This is a genomic window from Chryseobacterium sp. AG363 (genome assembly GCF_003610675.1).
Classification (GTDB): domain Bacteria; phylum Bacteroidota; class Bacteroidia; order Flavobacteriales; family Weeksellaceae; genus Chryseobacterium; species Chryseobacterium cucumeris.
In genome coordinates this window covers 287,607-309,537 of record NZ_RAQF01000004.1, presented here as the reverse complement: position 1 = coordinate 309,537, position 21,931 = coordinate 287,607, and the positions used below count along the sequence as shown (strand labels likewise).

Sequence of the window (21,931 nt, the reverse complement as noted above, 5' to 3'; positions counted from 1 at the left end):
TTAGAAATTCTCCCCGTTCCCCAAACTCCCCCGACTTTGGGGAAATAAAACAAAATCCACCCACACTCTAATTTTTATCCCCAAACTTTCTCTTATCTTTGTTTCAATAACGATCTGAACAATGCTGACGATGTAACACCAAAACAAAATATGGCAACAAAAGAAGAATTCTGGGACAGGAAAAAGAAATTAAATGATGATTTCTTCGTCATGGGCTCTGTGGCCAAACCTGCGACCGAAGAACAAATTAAAAAATATGAAGAAAGCACAGGGTTTACCTTCAGTGAAGATGTTAAGGATTTTCTGACCTCATTTGGTTCCCTACTTTTTGAAGTCAAGGAAGAGATCTGGAAACGTCCTCAGGAGTTTGACATTCTTCCAAGCTGGAAATTCGGGTATGGCTTTTTTGTGTACGGACTTTCGCAGGATGAAGAGATGCCTTCATGGATGGGGTTTGAAGAAAAACATCAGGAAGCCCTTGAATATAAGGAAAAGCCACTGGGACAACTATTTTTTAAACGCAGTGGAAACCTCTACAGAGCCTATACCGACAACGGAATCATAAAAATTGAGTATGACAAATACGATGAGGAAGATTATGAAGTATTTGAAGGAAATATTTACGATTTTCTAATTGAAGAAATTAATAATTTAGAACAGGATTATCTGGAATATATCAACGAAGGAAAATCCTGATGAGTTTTACACAAGTTTATACCTCCTGATTTTAAGCCTATAAAACAAAAACACTAAAACTTATTACCATTGAAAACAAAATTATTATTCCTGTCATTTTTGGGTTCCTTGCTGGCCCATGCACAAACGCTTCATTTTCAAAAGCTCGCCGGTATGTCTGCAGGCAGAGGGGCCATAGCAAGTGTAATAGTGAATGATAATATTTATGTTTCCAATGGCTATACAGCAGATAAAGAAGCCAATTATATTGAGAAATATAATATTACCGATGACAGCTGGAGTATTTTCAATGCTACTCTAAGTCCCAAAAGATTTGCTAATTCTGAGGCTTACCATAATAAGATCTATATTTTTAACGGTTTGGGGAACTGTCATCTTGAAATTTTAGATCTTGCAACCAATACCGTAACCGAAGGAGCCATTAATCCTTATTATGCCGGCGGTTCCGGTTCTGCCATATATAATGGGAAAATATATGTGTTTGGAGGCAGCGGATTAAACGGCGCGCCTATATATTCTGATAAATTTCAGTATTACGACATTGCTTCAGATACATGGCATCCATTACCGGATATGCCTATAGCCAAAGAAACAAAAGGTAAAATTGTTAATAATAAACTGTATGTCATTGGTGGTTTTAACGAAGCTTCTTCTAATCTGATCGATGTTTACGACCTTACTACGAATCGTTGGACCGATCAGTATAAAATGCCTGTTGGGATATCCGGCCACTCATTGGCAGTAGCCGATAATAAGATTTTCATTGTAGGTGATTATAATAATCAGGATTTTCTGGCCTATTTTGATACTGCTACCCATAAATTCTACCAGCTATCATCCAATATGAGTCCCCGAAGACACGCAGCTGCAGAAGTATATAACAACAGATTATATATCATTGGAGGAAATACAAGTACTCTACCCTCTTCCTCTATTAAAAGTACACAAGTTGCAGAGATTAATGAAATAATGTTCAATCTGAATATCCCGTTATCTCCATAGACGACAAAACTATCAGTACCCAGCTCCGCAAAGTCGGGAGACCTGACGCCATCAAAAAATAAAATTCGAAGTCTTCCACTTCAGATTCAGCTTTTACATATATTTGTTTCTATAAATAGGTAAAACAAACACGAAATCTTACTACCATTGAAAACAAAATTATTATTCCTTTCATTTTTGGGCTCACTGTTCATCTATGCACAAACGCTTCAGTTTAAAACTCTCGCTAATATGTCTGCAGGCAGAGGTGCCATAACAAGTGTCATCGTGGATGATAATATCTATGTGAGCAATGGATATCAGCAAAACGGAGGCAATGCCAATTTTATTGAAAAATATAATATTACCGATAATAAATGGAGTGTTCTCAATGCGACTCTAAGTCCCAAAAAATTTGCAAATTCGGAGACGTACGATCATAAGATTTATATTTTTAACGGCTGGGGAAACAGCCATCTTGAAATTGTAGACCTTAAAACCCAGAAAGTAACGAAGGGAGCTGTTAACCGTTCCTATACTGGAAATGCTGGTTCTGCTATCCATAACGGAAAAATATATGTGTTCGGTGGCAGCGGACTCAACAATGCTGCAACCACTGTATTTTCTAACAGATTTCAATATTATGATATTGCTTCCAATACCTGGCATCCACTACCGGATATGCCCAACGCCAGAGAAGCAAAAGGTAAAATTGTGAATGATAAATTGTATGTCATTGGTGGTTTTAACGGTACTTCATCCCGTCTGATCAATGTTTTCGATCTCAATACTAATCGCTGGACCGATCAATTTATAATGCCTGCCGGAATATCCGGACATTCATTAGCGGTATCCGGTGATAAGATTTTTATGGCAGGAGGTTATAATAATCAGGCTTTTCTGGCCTATTTTGATACGACAACCAACAAATTCCATCAGTTATCCTCTAATATGATTCCCAGAAGACATGCTGCTGCAGAGGTATATAACAATAAATTATACATCATCGGCGGAAGTACAACGTCATCCACCAAATCAGCTATTAAAAGCTTACAAGCAGCTGATATTACTGAAAGTGCACAGGATACAAAAGAAAATTAAGTACACAACATTCTCAAAATAAAAACACTTGATGATAGACGAAATTTTAGTACAAAAAATGATTGAAGATGAAATTCATCCTGATTATACCATCTTCAAATATTATGAAACAGATCCTTATATTTTTATTTTCTGGAAGCATAAAAAATATGATAAAGATGATGAAAGAGGAAAGTTAATTGGAGTCGGACCTATTGTTTTTGATAAATCACAAAAGAATTATACCATTTTGGGTTCCGGATCAAACAATGCGCATTATTACAAACATTTGCCAGACAATCTCTTTGATGAATACAGAATCATCAATACTTTTGAAAGCATTAAAGCCGGAATTGTAAGGAGAAAGTATGTAAATACTGATGATGTTGACAGATTATGCCAAATTATAACTAATGGTTGGGCCAGTGTTGATTTTGACATGTATTATTCTAAAGACTATGATGTAGAAATTCATATTATAGCTGTTTTGAAAAACAAAGAACAACAAGATATCATCATCAACTTCTGGAATGAAATAGATTATCAATATAAAGTATTGAATGATATGGAAATACTACTTTGGAAAACAAAAGACGAATAAAAAATTAAAAATCAGAAAAGATGGAATTCCTTATGATAAACAAAAACAATAACTAACACAGGCTGACAATCAAATTTAAATAAAAAACAATGAGAAAACATATTATTTCAGGGATTCTAATTCTAATATTCCAGGCATTCTCCGCACAGATAAACACTGACCTTATTAAAAAGAATGTCTCTGAAAACCCGCAGGAAAATTTTTATAAACTTTTAGACGTATTCAAAGTAAATCCTTCTGAACTGACGCAGGAGCAGTTGAATCAATTGTATTACGGAAGTAAATTCATAAAAATTGATTACACCATTGGAAATTATAACAGTGAATCCGGAACATTCTGGAAACCTGCCCAAAAAAGACTGTCAAAAAGTAAAGCAGAAAAAATGGTGGCTGAAGCAGAATCAAAATACGCCATCAATCCTCTCAACAAAGATTTACTGGATGATATGATGAATATTTATAGTGCACTTGATGACCATAAAAAAAGAGAATTATGCGCCAAGCAAAAAGACCTCATCATTCAAACGATAGAAAAAAGTGGTGACGGAAAAAGTGAAGAGACCGCCATTTGTGTTTTAACTCCTGGAGAAGTTTTACAACAACTTGAAAATCTCGTTACCGAAGGACCGAGAGCAGACTTTAGTCAAAAAATGAGACAACTTTCAGACGGAAGCATTCTAACCATTTATAAAATTGGAGACAGAGAAGTATTTGTAAAATTGGTTGGCGGATATTTTTAATAACTTCCAATGATGTAAAAATAGGCAGCAATTACATACTTTTCTGCAACATCCCTTCCTATCAATTCACATACTAATGTACCGTATTAAGGTAAGCTGCATGGCATGGATAAGATATTATGCTAATTCGTAGATTTGAAAACCAATAACCATACTATGAACGCTCAGGAACTTCAAACATTACTCACCGAAAGAGCAGAAAAATTTCATCTCAAAAATGAAGCGTTTCACACGCTCCAAAAAATACTTTCAGAAGATCCTGAAGAATTGATAGGAGGCTTTGCCCGCCATGAAATTACTTTTGTATTTGAGGGATACCAATATCTGATTGAACAGCGATACCAGGAACCCATTATCCGGGCAAGAATAAGTCTTTGTGTGGAAAAGGAAACGTATGTTGAAAATTTAGAACCCATCGGGTATTATGATCTTGAAATGGATTTTGATGGCGAAATAGTGGACGACTGGTTTGTAATTGAGAAGGAAAAATACCTGAAAGATATTGGAATCATATCCTATTTTCAGGAGATGAATAAAAAGATGCCTCCTCAATATTTACGTAGAAACCACAGTGAATATAAATTTGTTTCTTACATCTCTCTGATTGGAACACTCTTCATCAGCAAAGAATTTGAAGGGGCCGGAGTATTTATCAACAGAGCGAACACTTATTTAAATGACACCGATAATGTTTTACCGGATAAAGATTATTTAAAGAAATGCCGGTATTTTCTGAAAATGATGACCCACTACTTACTAGAAAACAATTTATTATCTGAAAGTTTAAAACAAAGATTGATCGATAATAAGAATAATAACCCACGGCTCTAAACCCCGGACCTTGTATCAATATTAGAAGAAATGTTATGAAAAAAAGGCAATTTAAAAAACTGGACAATTCAATTTCAAGCTTTCAATGGATAAAAAAGAAAAGTGAAAGATATTGGCAGAAAGTAGATATGATGGAATGCTGGGGATTCCAGATTCAGGAAGGAAGCAAATGGAAAAAAGGATTGTCAGAGTCTGAATTAGAAGATTTCCAGAAACAACTGAACATCACCTTTCCGGACTCATTAAAAAACTATTACAGAACGATGAATGGTCTTGATAAACCGGGAATAGATAATAATGGTGGTGAAGGAGAAATTGATTTTGGTCCTATATTTTATTCCTATCCTGATGACATTCCCACTATAAAAGCAAGAATTAAACTGACCATGGAAGCCAACCGTGTGACGGAAGATATTATGAAGAACCAAAGTGTACCTCCAATTATCCCCTATTTAGGACATCGGTTTTTAATACTGGATCATGAAGAAAATGTTCTTTCAATGTTTGGTAGTGACATTATATTCTGGGGTGGCAATTTAGCAAAAGGAATTGCACAAGATATTTTTCCAATTCGTCATGCTGAAAAAAAGAAAATTGATACAAGCTCATTCTGGAACAAAAAAATTGGGTAATTTAACTCAATAGTTCTACTTAGTTACTCAAATCATTACATTACAAGAAGCCGGAAAATTTCTGTAAATATTCAGAAGTAAAAAACATCTATACAACATGAAAAAAGCATTTGAATTTCTCACCCATTTAAAAGAAAATAACAACCGGGAATGGTTTACTCAGCATAAATCTGAATACGATATCATTGTAAAAGAAAATAAAGTTTTTTTTAATCAGATCTATCAGGAACTTCAGGAGTATGATCAGCTTAAAGGAATTCACATTTTTAGAATTTACAATGACGTACGTTTTTCCAAAAACAAAACGCCTTATAAAACCAATTTTGGCGTTGGATATTCCCGCTCGAAGCCCATGTTGAGAGGCGGATATTATATTCAACTGGAACCAGGCAACAGTTTTGTAGGTGGTGGATTCTGGGGGCCTGAAGCCAAAGATTTACTTCGCATCCGTAAAGAATTTGAAATCAGCAGCACAGAAATTGAAAAAATTATTGCTGATAAAACTTTTATACAATATTTCGGAGAACTTAAAGGAGACTCTGTAAAAACAGCACCGAGAGGTTTTGATAAAAATCATCCGGCTATTGATCTGATCAGGAAAAAACAATTCCTTGTGATGCGGAAATTTACAGATACGGAGGTTTTATCAGACAATTTTCAAAAAGAAGTCCTCCTGACTTTAATCGCCATGCGACCTTTTTTTGATTATATGAGTGAAATTCTGACCACGGATATGAATGGGGAGCCTTTATTTTAAAACCGGAAGTTTTTTATGTACTCTTTATAAGAACAGGAAAATTCAGTATGTCATTCTGAACCTAACAGTCCAATAAAAAGTAATATTATCTTTAAAAATGAAACGAATCCTGCAAATTTTAATTTTATTCATCATTGATTTTCTAGTCATCTGGATCTGGTTCTACGATATTGATCCTGATCCCAGTATTTCTATTGCTGTTGTAATAATGTATCCTTTATTATTTTTTATTAATCTGCTGGCCGGAGGTATTTTGTGGATAACAAAGAAAAAAAATTTATCTAGGTTGTTTATCATCAATTCTGTTGTTTCTGTTGCGATCGCCAGTTTTCTTTGGCCAAATGCTATCAGAAGACACCAAAATCAAATTTGGATCAGCTATAGCTTTCATCACAATGCAAAAAATTACAATATTAGTATTCACAAACCCGATCATACATTTATGATGACAGAATCTGTAAATCCAGGAAGTTCGACTTCATTTCTGGAAGGAGTTTGCAACTATGAAAACGGAAAAATAATTTTAAAAACAGATTCTACCCGGTATAGTATTGAACACAATGTATTAATAGGATTTACAAAAAATAAAATACCGCTAAAAAAGGAATAACAACCCTTTATAAAACATGTTCCAATAAAGCTATGAAAAAAGCATCTTTATTCATTTTCGCTTCATTTATACTATTGAGCTGTTCCGAGAATTCAATACGGTCACTAGATTTTGGTGATTTTAGATTAAAGGCTCCAGGAAGTTGGAAAAAATTGAAACCGGAAGCTTGTGATAGTAATGCCGGAATTATCATCACGAAAAATAATGATTCGATTTTCTACGATTACGGACCTTATTCCTATTCATTAGAAGAAAATGTAACGATTATTAACAGAAAAGATCTCAACGAACTTCTAACCGTGAATCCAAAGGCTGATACAACAGAATTTATTGTCATTGATAAAAATGCTAGTAGAGAAGATTTCATCAAAAGTAAAATATCCTATAAAAAAATTGATGGATATAAAGCAAAAATAGTAGAGCCCAAACAAGTAGGCAAAGGAATGACAGGAGTTTATATCGACAGCCTTAAAACTGAATCAATAGGAAATATCAAGTTCAATTTATATGGCATTAATCTGAAGAAAGAAAGTCAGGTAGAACTTTTAAAAGCAATTCAGACATTACAATTTAGAAAATAATATAACTGAGAATTATTTTCTATGGTATTGAATAAAATCTCTCTAATAAGGATTTCCCATTAAGTTTTTTATATTTTTGCTCTGCCAAAAAATTAACAACACCCGTGAAACTGTATATTTTATTTGCTCTTCTTTTTATTTCCAGCATAGTAACCGCACAAGAAAAAGAATATCCATCCATCAAAAAAGGAGATTTTCCGGAAGGCATTTATATGACTCTGGAAGATGTTTTAAATAAAAAACCATCTTCAACCGAAGAGGTCTATTTCAGAGCCTGTGAAAAATGTGATTCTCTTGACATGCCGGAAAAAGCATTCTTTTATTTCAAACAAAAAAATAAAAGGGTAAAAGTTCCATTAGCTGTTTCGCATAAAGGAGAAATGTATTTTCAGACCTATCGAAAATATACCAATAAGAAAGACAATGGATATGATCCTGACCAGTATTCGAGATTTTGCAAAGTTTTGAACTATGGAAGATTCATTTATTTTGAAGAAAACATGAAAGGCTTATGGTCGAAGGCACTCTTAGGAGCATTAACTCCTCTAGCCTACTCTATCAATGGAAAAACCAAAGGAATTGTTTTAGATTTAGACAATAAAGAATTCAATATTCTGCAAAACTGTGATGATTTAAATGACTTTCTATCCAAACATGACCTTCCTGAATTTCAATGTAATTCAGAAACCTTCACTATTGGAGATTTGAGAAAAAAAATTGAAGAAATTAATCTGCATTATCGCTAAGCTGATGAACAAGCTTCAATTTATAATTCTTGTAAAATCCAGGCTTTTTTCACTTTTTCTAGTATTATTTTCTGTGAAAATTGCTGCCTGTAAATGCAATGGTACTCCTACTTTAAAATCTTCTTTTGAAAATGCTGATTTTGTTTTTATTGGGGAAGTATATGATATTACAGAAGTTCCATCTGGATTTAAAACGGTCCAGAATATTCTAAGTAAAGTAAAAATCAATAAGACCTACAAATCGGATTCCTATGATGGATTTTATACACACAATGCTACCCTTTTCGGATCTCCGCTGCATTTCTGTGATGTTCTTTTTACCCAGAAAGGGGAATATCTGATTTTTGCATATGATGAAAAAGATACCGGATTTCTCTACTCTGACCAATGTTTTATTCAAAAAAAACTGGATGAGCTTTCTCCGGAAGAATTAAAAGAACTGGAATCTTTAAGTTCTCAGTATAAAAAATTATCTGAAAACTCTGATACATCCAGTAATCCTGAACTTACAGATTTGATTGTGGATGATTTCAACTATTCCGATAGAAAGGTCAATGAGCAAAAAATAGAAATATCATCACTCAACCAACAAAATAATAGATATAAAATCATTATTTATATTTCTATTTTTGTGATCGTTATGTTTCTTATAACTCTAATCTTCCTGCGCAGAAAAACACAGCATTGAAATCAATAAGAAGAAAGCAATATATTTGTTCTGAAAACTACATCATGATTAATATTTTCTTTCCCAAAATAAAAAGCCCACGCAGTAGTTTAAAAACAATCTGGTATTTTCTTCTTTTCATTTTGCTCTTCTGCAGTTTTTGCTGTAAAGAAAAAGTAAAGGATAACAGTCATTTTATAACCTATCAGGTGAATCCTCAGAAAAAAACACACAGCTGTATTGGAAAAATGACAAAGGTGAGCTCCTGAAAAGTCTGGATCATCTGATTACTGATGTTCAGTACAAAAATAAAAAATTAGTATTCGCTATGAACGGAGGAATGTTTGAACCCGACAACTCTCCAAAAGGTCTTTATATTGAAGATTTTAAAATACTAAAATCCATAGATACATTGCAGGGCAGCGGGAACTTTTATCTTAAGCCTAATGGAATATTTTATTTAACCCGAAATAACCGGGCAGGAATCGTAGAAACTAAAAAATACGTACAAAATAAAGAGGTCAGATATGCCACACAATCTGGCCCCATGCTTATAACAAATGGAAAAATCAACCCGATCTTTCAGGAAAATTCTAAAAATCTGAATATCAGAAACGGCGTAGGAATTCTGAAAAATGGGGATCTCCTTTTTGTGATGTCTAAAAAAGAAATCAATTTTTATAATCTGGCAGAGTTTTTCAAAAATTCGGGTTGTAAAGACGCTCTATATCTTGATGGATATGTTTCAAGAACTTATCTTCCGGAAAAAAAATGGATCCAGAAAGATGGAAACTTCGGTATAATGATAGGAGTCACGGAATCTAAAAAATAAAAGTTATCCTCATTTCATAATGAAGAGGTAAAATATACCTATCTTTCCTCTCATTTTAAGAAACTCAACGCCTAAATCAATCTTATTCAACATGAAAAAAATAATACTAGACCTTGCCACTACATTAGACGGATTTATTGAAGGACCCAACGGAGAAACCGACTGGTGTATCATGGATGATGATATGGATTTTGATGGGTTTCTTTCCGGCATAGACACTATTTTCTACGGAAGAGTAAGTTATGACGCTTGGGGAAATTATCAACCGGAAGAAAATGCAGGTTTAGAAGAGCAAAAACTTTGGGAAGCAGTTCACTCAAAGAATAAATTTGTCTTTTCCAGTCAGAACCGAGAAGATGAGAATGCCGTTTTTATCAGTTCTGATATTGTGGAAAAAGTTTCAGAAATAAAAAAACAGGGAGGAAAAGGCATCTGGTTGTATGGAGGAGCAAGTCTTATTAAAACATTTATTCAGGAGAATCTTATTGATACCTACAGAATATCTGTTCACCCAATTGCTCTGGGAAAAGGAAAGCCTCTTTTTGAAGATTTAAAAGAAAGACTGAATCTAAAATTGGTCAAAACCAATGTTTTCAAATCCGGTGTAGTACAGCTTATTTATGAGGTTTAAATAAAAATAATCAAACAAATCATGAAAAAAATAATAGGAATCTTTTTTTGTCTGGTGACTTCCTGTACGATGTCCGGACAAAATATTTCTGTCATTGAAAAAAAACTTAACCGTTCTTTTCAAAGGATTCAATACTGGTATGATACAAGCCGCAAGAATATCCTCACCGAGGACTCTCTTTACGCAGCCAATAGAAAGTTTGAAAAATTATTACATCACTATACATCATCCAATCCTCAAACCTTAAAACATGATTTTAAATCACTTACGAAAAATGGGTTATCTATCAGTTCCTCGGAAGATGGTAAATTTAGAATCTATTCGTGGAATACGCTAACCGGAGGAACAATGCGTTTTTACAGAAGTGTTTTCCAGTATGAATCCGGTAAAAAAGTACAGAGTGAAACGTTGAAAAGCGATATGGAGCAAAATGCAGAATCCAATTATTATCAGATTAATGATATTGTATCACAGAATAAAAAGTATTATCTGGCCCAAAACATTTCTGTATACAGCACTGCCCTTTATTACTATAGAGTAAAAGTTTTTTCTATTGACAATGGAAAATTGAACAGCAATGCTAAACTTATAAAAACCGCTTCCGGAATCCAGAATGAGCTAAGTTATGAATTAGATTTTACCGCTTCTTCTAACACCAGTAATTCAATCAAAACCAAAACATTTGAAAACCTGGATATTCAATATGATCCTAAAAAGAAAATCATCAGTATTCCTTTAATTCTTGATGATTCTAAGATTACAGAAAAGAAAATCCGTTATCAGTTCAAAGGGAAGTACTTTGAAAAAATATAATAGATTTATGGTGTTAAGACTTTAATTCAAATTAAATAATCCTCTACCCTTCTTCAATAAAAATATTTTTTAAACTCCATGTAATATTATCACACTCAAAAGTGTCTTATTTAAAAAAAATTACATGAAATCTATTCTCACCTGTATCGTTTTAATGTTTGCGATACATCCTCTTTTTTCACAAAAATCTCAAAAACTGGAACAGTTATTTTCAACGTATGAAAAAGCAGGATTGTTCAGTGGTTCTGTTTTGATTGCCGAAAAAGGAAAAATTATTTTTGAAAGTAGCTATGGCTATAGAAATGCTCCTAAAAAAGAGAAAAATACCAATAACAGTCTTTACAGAGTTTTCTCCACCACAAAAATGTTCACGGCAACTGTTATTTTTCAGTTGGAAGAACAGGGAAAATTATCTCTGAATGACAAACTTTCCAAATACTATCCTGACTTTCCGAAAGGTGACAGCATTACCATTGCCCAGCTGCTTTCCCATACTTCAGGAATTCCCAATGATACCAACTCTGAATACACTCTAAATGAAGAAACATTTTTAAAATATATTGCTGCAAAACCTTTGAATTTCTCCCCTGGTAAAGATTGGGATTACTCCAATTCAGGATATTATATTCTCGGCTATATCATTAAGAAAGTTACAGGCCTGAATTATGATCAGGTCATAGAAAATAATATCCTGAAACCTCTGAAAATGAATCACAGCGGATTCAACTTCAATAATGTAACGGATGAAAACAAGGCATTTGGATATGAATTTTTATCAGCTAAAAGGTCGAACGAAGCGTTGCGTTTCAAAACCGATCATCCTTTTGCTGCGGGAGCGATGTATTCTACGGTGGAAGATATTTTTAAATTTAATGAAGCGTTAAAAAACTATACCCTTCTTAAAAAAGAGACCACAGACAAAGCTTTTACACCTTATCTTAAAGATCATTATGGCTTAGGTTTCCAGATCTCTATGGATTTTGATAAAAAAAGGATTGGCCATGATGGTGGCGGACCTGGCTACAGAAGCCGATATTACAGAGTTCTGGATGATGATATTTGTGTGATTCTAATTTCCAATTCAGAGCTTTCTCACTCCGATTTTATTATTCCTCAAGTAGAAAAAATACTGTACAATAAACCTTATAGCATTCCGTCCATTGCAAAAGTGAGTGCAGAGGATTTAAAAAAGCTGGAAGGTGTTTACTCTACAGAAAATTCAAATTTTTATATCACCAGTAACGATGGACAACTTGTTTTCAAAGAGGGCAGCTATCCAAGAAATGCGTTGTTACCAAAAAGCAAAACATCTTTCCAGCTGGATGAAAAATTCACCTGTACATTTCAACGGGATCAAGACGGAAAAATAAATACTCTTGTCATTCATTTCTGGGATGGAACTGTAAAAACAGCAAAAAGAAAGACCAATAATCTTGCGTGGGGAATTATTGGAAATGCTACTCCGAATGGTTGGGACGGAAAAGATATACTGCTACAAACAGATCCTAAAAATCCGAATATTTATTTTCTGAAAAACTATACATTAAAAAAAGGTAATTTAAAATTCAGGTTTAATAATGACTGGGGATACAACCTCGGTCTGAATAATGACAATAAAAGTATTGCCTTCGATGCTTATGATTTCCCAATCCATGAAGATGGAATTTATGATATTGTTCTTGACATGACCAACGCTGTACAACCACAATACAGCATTAAAAAATCAAATCTATAAAACCAGTATTCACAAAGTAAAAAATACATATTTTAAAGCCGTTTTGTTTTCAAAACGGTTTTTATTTTTAATTTCCATTACTATTTTTTATTATTTTTATCTCACACAAAATCAAACACAAAATAGAATCTATGCCCCATTTTATAATAGATTGTTCACAGGATATTCTTCAGCAGAGAACACCCGATGAATTGATGGATGCAGTTTATGAAGCGGCAGACGGAACAGGATTGTTTGCCCCCAATGACATCAAAGTAAGACTTCAACCCTATCAGTATTACAAATTAGGCACAGGTAAGAAAAATTTTCTACATGTGTTTGGGTATATCATGCAGGGGCGCAATACAGAACAAAAAGCAGATCTTTCGAAGCAGATCTGTAACCAGCTTTCAGAATTGCTGCCTGATATTTCTTTTCTTTCTGTCAATATCAATGATTTCGAAGCAGCGACATACAGCAACAAAGCACTCATTAATCCTGAAAATTCAGACCAGGACAGGCATTTTGGTTTATAACATTCACCTTTACACACACAACTAAACATTAATAATATGAGCTTAAAAACATTAGTCAGCAAAAGTGCGCAGTACAACAATTGGGTAGTCAATAAATATATCGACTGGTTATCCACAAAGTCTGATGAGCAGCTTAACCAGGAAACTATTTCCAGTTTTCCGACTATTTTAAAAACACTACACCACATCTGGCAAACTCAGGAATATTGGTGGAGCCACATTTCAGAAAAAGATGATTTTGATTTTGTAAAAACAGCAGAAACTACCAGCAAAGAGGATGTTTTCAATGCCATAAAAAACAATTCGCAGAAACTTGTAGATTATGTGGAAAGTTTATCTGAAGAAGATCTTTCAAAAAATGTAAAGATAGAATCCCAATGGTTTCAGTGTGATTTTTCGAAATACGAGTATATCCAGCATGCTATTCTTCACGGAACGTATCACAGAGGACAGATCGTAACAATGGGAAGAAATATAGGAATCACTGATGCTCCTATGACGGATTTTAATTTCTGGAATATTTATAAAGACAAACAATAAAGCTATATCTTTTCTGTCACTTAAAAAGATAAAAATGTATAGTTTGACCCCGTCATTATGACCACTACAACCATAGAACTCGATTTATTTCAGGAGAACATCAAACACCTTTCAACTAATGAGATCGGAAATTTTATTGCTATCACCTCCAGGAACAGAGTTATAATCTCTGGCGCAGAAACACCATTAGAGCCAGGAGTTGATATCTTAATGGCTAGAATCATTGATGAAGAAAAAATTTTAATTGTACTTGATCGTCCAACCTCTATAGAAAATGCTTTAATCATTGATTATACAGGGAAGCCTTTTGTAAAATTTAATATTGGAACTTCAATTAACGATATTAAGATAAATGGTAAAAAAATAATAGTCTCGTATTTTGATGAAGGTGTTTTACAAGGTGATAAACCTGACTGTGATGCATTGGCTGTATTCAATCTTAATGGGAAACAGGTTTTTGGTTTTAATTCAAGTAATTTACAAGACCAGCTTATCGATTGCTATTGTGTTGCCAATTTGGGAAATGGGAAAATAGTTTTTAATGGTTATGGAAATTTTTCTTTGCAGGAATTGGATGTAAGCACTTTCAATCTTGTCAGTTATGAAATTCCATCTGTTTGCATAGGTGCTCAATCTGTATCTGCAAAAGCGGACAATATTGTATTTCATTCAACCTATAAAGACAAAACTAGTTTTCTTGTCTGGAATCTACATTCGGGGGAGCTCAGTCAAATAAGTTCTGAATTTAAAAATGCTCAGCCTACTGAAAATGGATGTTTTTACCAAGTCTATAAAAAATCATTTATAATCATTAATCCATTGGAATTTTAAATTTTGTGGATAAGTCTTATACTGTATTTCAGAGAATCCACAGAACAACTATTAAATTATTGATTTTAAATAATTTAAAATAATATCATTCAGTTGTCCACATCTTTAAATAGTTGTGGATAACTTTTAACAATCCAATTTACCCTTGTGGATAAAGTATGGATAAGTTTTTTCAGCTAGTAAAAAAGCTTATAACTATCTATATATCTATAATTTACAATACTTATTTATTTTTTAGGGGTTTCCACAATAGAAAACCATGTGGATAAGTTCTGTGGATAAGTTATCCACAATTTTTAGGTCTTACTTTTCATTAATTTCATCTCAATAATTCTAAATAACAAATATTTATTCATCAATTATTATGAATATTTTTTTATAAATTGCATTATAAACAAATCACCAATGAAAGAAATAATTTACATAAGTGAATTAAATTCAGTAAATTAAAAACATATTTACAAAAAACAACATTAATATAATGAAAATATAATCTACCATTTCTGAATGCTCACTTAAAAATCAACAAACACAAAAAAGTATAAACATGAAAATAGTATTATACATCATGATGAAAAAGTTATCCACAATGAAAAATACAATAACCCAATACCCTCATTCAAATGACAACAACAGACATCATGGAAAACATCATCCCTTACCTTGGGGAAGCAGCACCGTACATTTCAATTCCTGAAAACTGTATTTTCAGAAATCATAAGATCGAGACAGAAATAAGTGAATGGAATTTTGAGAATGAAAATTATGCCCAACTGATCAAATTATTATTTTCATTAGGAAGTCTCAGCCTGTATAAAGCTCTTAATGATGAGAGTAAAGAAAAAATTTATTTCCTTGGCGAAAAAATCAGGATCAGAAAATTATCATATGATGAACCAAAATCAGTAATTATCGCCAGCGAAAGCATTCTTGAATCTGATAGAAAAGGCAAATCTCACATTCATATAAGAGACAACTATTCCAAAGAGCTGCTTTATTCTGCAGAGCTGGATTACTATATTATCACCCGTGAAGCATTCGAACTTTTTTATAAAGATCTGCTTAGTACGGTTCCGGTAGAATATCATGACAAAAATCTTCCCGAGAGTAAAATAATCAATACAGAAAGCCTCATCATTTTACGATTTTAACAGAACCTTTTACTCCTAATCAATGCAAAGGGCATTTTGAAAATCACCCTATTGTACCATTTGTGTTTATAACTCAATGTATTTTAAATGAAACATTTAATTTTCTAGGTAATGAAATGTCATACGAAATAGAAAGTTTTGAAGGGTACGCCTCTAATGCACTACCAACAGGAATCATTTTCCTGACCGAAGTCTTTCACCAACGATATTTAAAAAATCTTTTTATTTCAAATGTGAGGTCAGCGACACTTCCGGAAATCCGTATGGAGTGGTTATTTTTACTATCAAATCGAAAAAATAAACTATCAGGTAAAACTGCATCATGGTAGTGTTTACTTATTCGTCGTTTATGACTGATAAAAACATTGTCTTTATAAGCCTTTTCGTACATTAGACTTTACAATACAATAGACCAATACACTCAATTTCATATGGAAAAATACACAATATCATCGGACGGTCAGAAAATTCACTATAAAGAATCCGGAAGTGGAAGTACTACGTTAATTTTCATCCACGGATGGCTCGGGAATACAGAATGGTGGGCAGGCCAGCAAAAATATTTCAGCAGTCAATATCATATTGTACAATTGGATCTTGCGGGGCATGGAAAATCAGATGCTTCAAGGCAGGAATGGACGAGTGCAAAATATGCAGACGACATCAAAGCTGTGGCTGATGCTATCGATTCAAATGAAATAATCCTTGTAGGACATTCCATGTCCGGAGCTTATGTTCTGGAAGCTTCATTGAAAATACCAAAAGTAAAAGCCATAATTCTGATCGATACATTGAAAAACCTGGACGAATCCTTTACCAAGGAACAAACCGAAGAGGTACTTTCCCAATACAGAAAGGATTTCAAATACACTGTTGAAAACTTTTTGCCTCAATTTTTGTTTGTTGAAGGAACACCTAGTGCTGTAAAAGAAAGGGTACAGCATGAATTTCTTCATAACGAACCTGAATTGGCAATCAATGCGCTCCGGCCTTTATATAAAACAGACTTCAAAGCTTTTGCAAAACAGGTTCAAGTGCCCGTTATAGCCATCAATTCCGATGCTTCTCCTACTGATATTGAAGCTAACCGCAAATATTTAAAAGACTATGATTATGTGACCATTGAAGGTGTTGGACATTATCCTATGCTGGAAAATCCTGCTGAATTCAATACTATTCTTGATGGAGTTATCCAAAAACTAATATAATATTTAAAGATGCAGAATACCAGAATCTTTGCAACAGCATTCTCCAGTGTTTATCCCCATTACATTCAAAAAGCCGAAAAAAAAGGACGTACCAAAGAAGAGGTACATGAAATCATATTCTGGCTCACCGGATATCAAGAAAAAGAATTACAGGAAATATTAAACAATAAAACTGATTTTAAAACTTTCTTTGAGCAGGCTCCACAGATCAACCCCAATGTAGCTTTGATAAAAGGTGTCATTTGTGGATATCGTGTGGAAGAAATAGAGAACGAACTAATGCGAAATATCCGTTATCTGGATAAACTGATCGATGAATTAGCGAAAGGGAAGAAGATGGAAAAAATACTAAGAACAACCTAAAGATATCAATTCAAAAAGAATCATTTTATAAATATGACTGAAACACTTCCCCATTTCAAAAAACTTCCCGAAATTAGCGGTCTGTGCGTTAAATACTATTCAATGAAATAAAAATTTAAATTAGAACATACAGCAAAACTTAGTATAAGTTTTCTTCGGGGCAGGGTGAAATTCCCTACCGGCGGTTACAGTCCGCGACTCCTTTCTTATGAAAGGACTGATCTGGTGAAATTCCGGAACCGACAGTTAAAGTCTGGATGGGAGAAGAAAATGAGATGACCAATAAGATTCCTTATGGACTCTTGTTGTGTTGTATTTCATTTCCATGTACCGAAGAGTATTTTAACTTTTAAAAGTAAAATAACATGGAAAAATTATTAGAACAATTCGGAGCTACCTCCAGAGAACGTGTAGAAAAAGCACTTCAGACATTACAAAAGGGAAAAGGTATTCTTTTAGTAGATGACGAAAATCGCGAAAACGAAGGCGATATCATCTTTCCCGCTTCCACTATTACAGAACAGGACATGGCACTTCTTATCCGCGAATGCAGCGGTATCGTATGCTTGTGTATTTCTGAGGAAAAAAGCCGGCACCTCAACCTTCGTCCGATGGTGGAAAACAACAATTCAAAAAATCAAACCGCATTCACCATTTCCATTGAAGCCAGAGAAGGGGTGGAATCAGGTGTTTCTGCAAAAGATCGTGTAACAACAATCAGAACAGCTGTAGCATCAGGTGCACAGGCAGAGCATATTGCAAGCCCCGGACATGTTTTCCCACTGATTGCAAGAGAAGGTGGAGTATTTGAAAGACGCGGCCATACTGAAGGCAGCGTAGACCTTGTAAAAATGGCCAACCTGGGTGACGATGCTGTACTTTGTGAACTGACGAATGAAGACGGTTCTATGGCAAGACTTCCGGAGATTGTTGATTTTGCCATCAAAAAAGAGATGAGTGTAGTGACTATCGAAGATATTTACGCTTACCGTAAAATGGCAATAAGCAATTAAACATAAACATTTTTAACGCACAGACCGCCTGTTGATCCGATCAATAGGCGTTTTTATTAAAAATTTAACTAAAAACTCATTAATTTGATAATTGAATACTATTTTTTATTTACTTTTAACAAAAAATTTTGACTATGAAAAAATCTTTATTCCTTTTATTAGGAGCATCTGCGATGTTTTCTGCGCAGATCACACTTACAAAAACAGCCAATGACCCTATTTCAGGAAACGTTGTCAATTATAATAACACAGCTGGCACCGTAGACAACTCTGCAACAGGACCAAACACAACATTTTCAAATGGAGGTCTTACGATGGGAGCAGCATCACAAACAACCTATTCAACTCCTACTGCCACTGAAATAGCAACTTTCCCGGGTTCTACTCTTAAAATGGTAGATGGCGCAACAACAGTTTACTATAAAGCCTCTTCAGCTAAACTGGAAATCACAGGAATGGTAAATCCACAGGCAACTTTAAACTTTAGTGTGGACAACGGTACTCATATTAATTACCCAACAACTTACGGACCGGCTCAAAACGATACTGCCAAAGGTACTTTCTCCTCATCTTCTGCGAGTGGACTGTTTAGCGGTACAATGACTGCCATTGCTGATGCATACGGAACTTTAATTATAGGTAATCAAACATACAGCAATGTTCTTAGAGTAAAATTCACACAGAATCTTAATCTATATTCATCACTGGATGTTACTTATTCTAACCCTATCGGAGCAATAGTCAATACAGCCTATTCTTATTACGATGCTTCTCACAGATATGCACTGCTTAATTCTACAAGTGGAAACATCAGCATTCCACTATTAAGCATCAACCAGAATGTAAAAACTACATTTGCATTAAGTGAAGCATTCCTGGCCGTGAACAATGCAGTGAAAAAAGAAAACTTAGTGGTGTATCCAAACCCTGCTCAGGATTTTATCGGTTTCAAAGGAAATACGGATAATTATTCTAAAGCAAACATTTACAGTCTGGATGGCAAATTGGTTAAAACTTCAGATGTAAAATCTGGAAACATACAGATCTCAGATCTTCCTCCAGCATCTTATTTCATTGAGATCAGTGGAAAAAATGCCGCAGAAACAAAGAATACAAAATTCATCAAGAAATAATACAAACAAATCCCCGCTCATTGGAGCGGGGATTTGTTTTGTAAGGAAGCAGGAGGATGGAGGTTGGATATATACTCCCATCCTCCTGCTTCCCTCTTTCCACCTAAAACCAACTCTTAAAAAGTAGCTGCGGGAGCAGTTTCGTTATTAAGCTTTCGTTGAATTTCTGTCTTTTTTCCTTTTGAGAAATCATAACTCAGCCCTAATACAAACATCGATTTATTGTTCATAATCTGTGTATGAATTTTATAGTCTACCAGACTTTCCGGCAAACTTTTCGTTTTGTATTCTGAAGGCATTCCTATCCAGTACATTCCTGTGGAAAATGTCCAGTTTTTATGTTTATAGCTTACAAAAATATTATTCTGATTTTCATTCGTATTAAGGAATGCGCCATTGAGACTATATACCGGGATATTGAACTGATACTGAACGGAAAAAGATTTGTATTCTGAAGAAAGCGAGAAATAATTTCCTAAATAATTATTTTTTATCAAAGCACCTTTACTTGTTCTTACAGTTTCAGAAGTAGGTGTGATCACTGCTTTTATGACCAATAAACTGCTCCCAAAAGGTTTATAAGAACCGGTAAGCTGTACTCCATATCGCTGTCCGTTTTTTCCATTTTCATAAGTCAGTGCATATCCATTCAATGCCTCATCCTGAACGTAATACTGGTTGATTACCCTGTTGGTATATCGGTAAAATAAACCTGCATTAAAATCAAAATACTTATTATTAAAAGAATAGGTCAGATTATTAGAAAAGATTTGTTGGGATTTTAAAAAGGGATTTCCCCGTTGAACAATATTAGGAGCCAATTGCACCACATTACTACTTAAAGCGTTACTCCAGGGACTTACAGGATTATAACTTGCTGTAAAACGAACGTTCTGATTATTTTTAATCTGATAAGCTAAAATAACCTTTGGAGTAAAAGTCCATTCATCAAAAGTATTTTCTGCACTTTTGTTGTGAATATTGGTAAGGCCTGTGCCAATACGATAGCTTAATTTGTCTGCTTTCCCTGCAAATTCGGTGTAAAAATACTGTTCCAGATAACTGACACTGTATTGGGAATATCCGGCAAGGTTATTCAGATCATTGGAAATAGAAGACCTTGAAATTCGGTATCCCGATGAAAGTTTTCCTGCAGTAAAATCATGAGCATGTGCCAGTTCTCCTACCAGACTCGTCTGCTTGGCTTTCAATACCATATCATTATCATATACCGATAATCCTGAACCTACAATCCATTCTCTGGCCGTTTCTGTAGTATTGGCAGTATAATGAGAGCCTACAACATTAATACTCAACTCATCTTTTTCCCCAATCTTTTTAGAATAATAAAGATCCAGCTTAGGAATCACATAATCTGAACCATTATTTTTGAACATATTGTGCTCTTCCTTCAGATTATCCTCAGTAAAAACACTCTGCCCCACGCCTTTTGAAAACCTGTTGAAGACATCCATATTCAGTTTAGCCTGAAAAGCGTAATCATCAGCAACAAGTCTGGTATATCGTAACGCAATATTCTGGAAAGTATATCCGAAATGATCTTTTCTATTTTCATCAGACCGATAATGCTTCCCGTTCAGCTGGTAATCATAGATACTATTGACCCTTCTGTCATTATAATCTCTAAGATTCAGGGAATATTCCAGTCCGAAATTATTCTTTCCCTTTGTATAATCCGCATAGGCAGAACCATTCACAAATCCTGTATTCAAAGCTGTGGAAACATCAGCTCCGAACACATACCCTGTTTCTGTAGACCTTGTCAGAATATTCACTACCGTATCTGCTCTTGTTGCCCATCTTGCAGGTGGAATATCATAATACTCTACCTTTACAACCTCACTGGGTGCAATACTTCGGATCTGCATATCAGTAGCTTCAATCCCGTTGATAAGAAATAGCGTAGTTCCCCCTTTCGTACTGGTAATGGTATTAGCTATCGGATCCAGTTGTAATTCCGGAAGGGTACGGAGCAAGTCTTTTGCGTATCGTGCTTTTTCCAGTGCTTCTTTATCAAAGGTATAAACAGCTTTATCTGCAAACTGTTTTTTACGTTGTGATTTCAGAATAACTTCCTGAATCTCTTTAATAGCCACTGCATCAACTGTATCATTTTTCTTCTCCTGCGAAAACATAAAGACGCCGCAAAGAAAGAAAATGGTATATATAGTTTTTTTCATATCTGAAGATGAATTATACAATTAAAACAATCAATTCTCAATG

At 34.3% G+C, this 21,931-nt stretch carries 25 protein-coding genes and 1 riboswitch; of the genes, 24 read left to right on the top strand and 1 reads right to left on the bottom strand.

Going from position 1 to position 21,931, the window contains the following annotated elements:
• Nucleotides 1-150: 150 nt before the first annotated feature.
• From DEU39_RS17735 to DEU39_RS17615, 24 genes are all read left to right on the top strand, one after another.
• Complete coding sequence (locus tag DEU39_RS17735) at nucleotides 151-696, top strand: hypothetical protein (protein WP_120232831.1); 546 nt, start codon at nucleotides 151-153, stop codon at nucleotides 694-696.
• A 69-nt stretch (nucleotides 697-765) separates the two neighbouring features.
• On the top strand, nucleotides 766-1,698 hold the full coding sequence (locus tag DEU39_RS17730; RefSeq protein WP_147367612.1) for a Kelch repeat-containing protein: 933 nt from the start codon (nucleotides 766-768) through the stop codon (nucleotides 1,696-1,698).
• A gap of 147 nt (nucleotides 1,699-1,845) precedes the next feature.
• Nucleotides 1,846-2,778 carry a Kelch repeat-containing protein gene (locus DEU39_RS17725; protein ID WP_147367611.1) on the top strand — a complete coding sequence of 311 codons (933 nt, stop codon included), beginning with the start codon at nucleotides 1,846-1,848 and terminating at the stop codon, nucleotides 2,776-2,778.
• Between the two features lie 31 nt (nucleotides 2,779-2,809).
• Entirely contained in the window at nucleotides 2,810-3,358 is a 549-nt protein-coding gene (locus DEU39_RS17720; RefSeq protein WP_120232829.1) for a hypothetical protein, read from the top strand.
• Nucleotides 3,359-3,447: 89 nt separating this feature from the next.
• Nucleotides 3,448-4,098, top strand: a complete 651-nt coding sequence (locus DEU39_RS17715) for a DUF4919 domain-containing protein (RefSeq protein WP_120232828.1) — start codon at nucleotides 3,448-3,450, stop codon at nucleotides 4,096-4,098.
• Between the two features lie 156 nt (nucleotides 4,099-4,254).
• On the top strand, nucleotides 4,255-4,929 hold the full coding sequence (locus DEU39_RS17710; protein WP_120232827.1) for a hypothetical protein: 675 nt from the start codon (nucleotides 4,255-4,257) through the stop codon (nucleotides 4,927-4,929).
• Nucleotides 4,930-4,964: 35 nt separating this feature from the next.
• The gene (locus tag DEU39_RS17705; protein ID WP_120232826.1) at nucleotides 4,965-5,561 is read left to right on the top strand and encodes an SMI1/KNR4 family protein; all 597 of its coding nucleotides are present in this window, start codon (nucleotides 4,965-4,967) and stop codon (nucleotides 5,559-5,561) included.
• 97 nt (nucleotides 5,562-5,658) lie between these two features.
• Nucleotides 5,659-6,318, top strand: coding sequence for a DUF2461 domain-containing protein (locus tag DEU39_RS17700; RefSeq protein ID WP_120232825.1), 660 nt, complete (start codon nucleotides 5,659-5,661; stop codon nucleotides 6,316-6,318).
• A gap of 97 nt (nucleotides 6,319-6,415) precedes the next feature.
• On the top strand, nucleotides 6,416-6,928 hold the full coding sequence (locus DEU39_RS17695; protein ID WP_120232824.1) for a hypothetical protein: 513 nt from the start codon (nucleotides 6,416-6,418) through the stop codon (nucleotides 6,926-6,928).
• Between the two features lie 32 nt (nucleotides 6,929-6,960).
• Entirely contained in the window at nucleotides 6,961-7,509 is a 549-nt protein-coding gene (locus tag DEU39_RS17690; RefSeq protein ID WP_120232823.1) for a hypothetical protein, read from the top strand.
• A gap of 104 nt (nucleotides 7,510-7,613) precedes the next feature.
• Nucleotides 7,614-8,255, top strand: a complete 642-nt coding sequence (locus tag DEU39_RS17685; protein ID WP_120232822.1) for a hypothetical protein — start codon at nucleotides 7,614-7,616, stop codon at nucleotides 8,253-8,255.
• The gene (locus tag DEU39_RS17680; protein ID WP_147367609.1) at nucleotides 8,227-8,943 is read left to right on the top strand and encodes a hypothetical protein; all 717 of its coding nucleotides are present in this window, start codon (nucleotides 8,227-8,229) and stop codon (nucleotides 8,941-8,943) included. Before DEU39_RS17685 ends, DEU39_RS17680 begins: the two co-directional genes overlap by 29 nt.
• 307 nt (nucleotides 8,944-9,250) lie before the next feature.
• Complete coding sequence (locus tag DEU39_RS17675; protein ID WP_228436826.1) at nucleotides 9,251-9,754, top strand: phosphodiester glycosidase family protein; 504 nt, start codon at nucleotides 9,251-9,253, stop codon at nucleotides 9,752-9,754.
• Nucleotides 9,755-9,845: 91 nt separating this feature from the next.
• Nucleotides 9,846-10,385: a dihydrofolate reductase family protein gene (locus tag DEU39_RS17670; protein WP_120232820.1), complete on the top strand. Its 540-nt coding sequence runs from the start codon at nucleotides 9,846-9,848 to the stop codon at nucleotides 10,383-10,385.
• A gap of 21 nt (nucleotides 10,386-10,406) precedes the next feature.
• A complete protein-coding gene (locus DEU39_RS17665) occupies nucleotides 10,407-11,198 on the top strand; it encodes a hypothetical protein (protein ID WP_147367608.1) in 792 nt (263 codons plus the stop codon).
• A 124-nt stretch (nucleotides 11,199-11,322) separates the two neighbouring features.
• Nucleotides 11,323-12,933 carry a serine hydrolase gene (locus DEU39_RS17660; protein ID WP_062675863.1) on the top strand — a complete coding sequence of 537 codons (1,611 nt, stop codon included), beginning with the start codon at nucleotides 11,323-11,325 and terminating at the stop codon, nucleotides 12,931-12,933.
• Nucleotides 12,934-13,064: 131 nt separating this feature from the next.
• Nucleotides 13,065-13,448 carry a 5-carboxymethyl-2-hydroxymuconate Delta-isomerase gene (locus tag DEU39_RS17655; RefSeq protein WP_062675862.1) on the top strand — a complete coding sequence of 128 codons (384 nt, stop codon included), beginning with the start codon at nucleotides 13,065-13,067 and terminating at the stop codon, nucleotides 13,446-13,448.
• 36 nt (nucleotides 13,449-13,484) lie between these two features.
• On the top strand, nucleotides 13,485-13,988 hold the full coding sequence (locus tag DEU39_RS17650; protein WP_062675861.1) for a DinB family protein: 504 nt from the start codon (nucleotides 13,485-13,487) through the stop codon (nucleotides 13,986-13,988).
• 57 nt (nucleotides 13,989-14,045) lie between these two features.
• Entirely contained in the window at nucleotides 14,046-14,819 is a 774-nt protein-coding gene (locus DEU39_RS17645; protein WP_120232818.1) for a hypothetical protein, read from the top strand.
• Nucleotides 14,820-15,442: 623 nt separating this feature from the next.
• Entirely contained in the window at nucleotides 15,443-15,970 is a 528-nt protein-coding gene (locus DEU39_RS17640; protein ID WP_147367607.1) for a hypothetical protein, read from the top strand.
• Nucleotides 15,971-16,401: 431 nt separating this feature from the next.
• Nucleotides 16,402-17,178, top strand: a complete 777-nt coding sequence (locus tag DEU39_RS17630) for an alpha/beta fold hydrolase (protein WP_120232815.1) — start codon at nucleotides 16,402-16,404, stop codon at nucleotides 17,176-17,178.
• Nucleotides 17,179-17,187: 9 nt separating this feature from the next.
• The gene (locus DEU39_RS17625) at nucleotides 17,188-17,541 is read left to right on the top strand and encodes a DUF2200 domain-containing protein (protein WP_120232814.1); all 354 of its coding nucleotides are present in this window, start codon (nucleotides 17,188-17,190) and stop codon (nucleotides 17,539-17,541) included.
• A gap of 147 nt (nucleotides 17,542-17,688) precedes the next feature.
• A riboswitch (FMN riboswitch) is annotated at nucleotides 17,689-17,814 on the top strand.
• A gap of 92 nt (nucleotides 17,815-17,906) precedes the next feature.
• Nucleotides 17,907-18,554: a 3,4-dihydroxy-2-butanone-4-phosphate synthase gene (gene ribB / locus DEU39_RS17620; protein ID WP_120232813.1), complete on the top strand. Its 648-nt coding sequence runs from the start codon at nucleotides 17,907-17,909 to the stop codon at nucleotides 18,552-18,554.
• A gap of 134 nt (nucleotides 18,555-18,688) precedes the next feature.
• Nucleotides 18,689-19,687 (top strand): T9SS type A sorting domain-containing protein, encoded by a 999-nt coding sequence (locus tag DEU39_RS17615; protein ID WP_120232812.1) that lies wholly within the window; start codon nucleotides 18,689-18,691, stop codon nucleotides 19,685-19,687.
• A 116-nt stretch (nucleotides 19,688-19,803) separates the two neighbouring features.
• Here DEU39_RS17615 and DEU39_RS17610 read toward each other — a convergent pair whose 3' ends face one another.
• Nucleotides 19,804-21,888, bottom strand: coding sequence for an outer membrane beta-barrel protein (locus tag DEU39_RS17610; protein WP_120232811.1), 2,085 nt, complete (start codon nucleotides 21,886-21,888; stop codon nucleotides 19,804-19,806).
• Nucleotides 21,889-21,931: the final 43 nt, after the last annotated feature.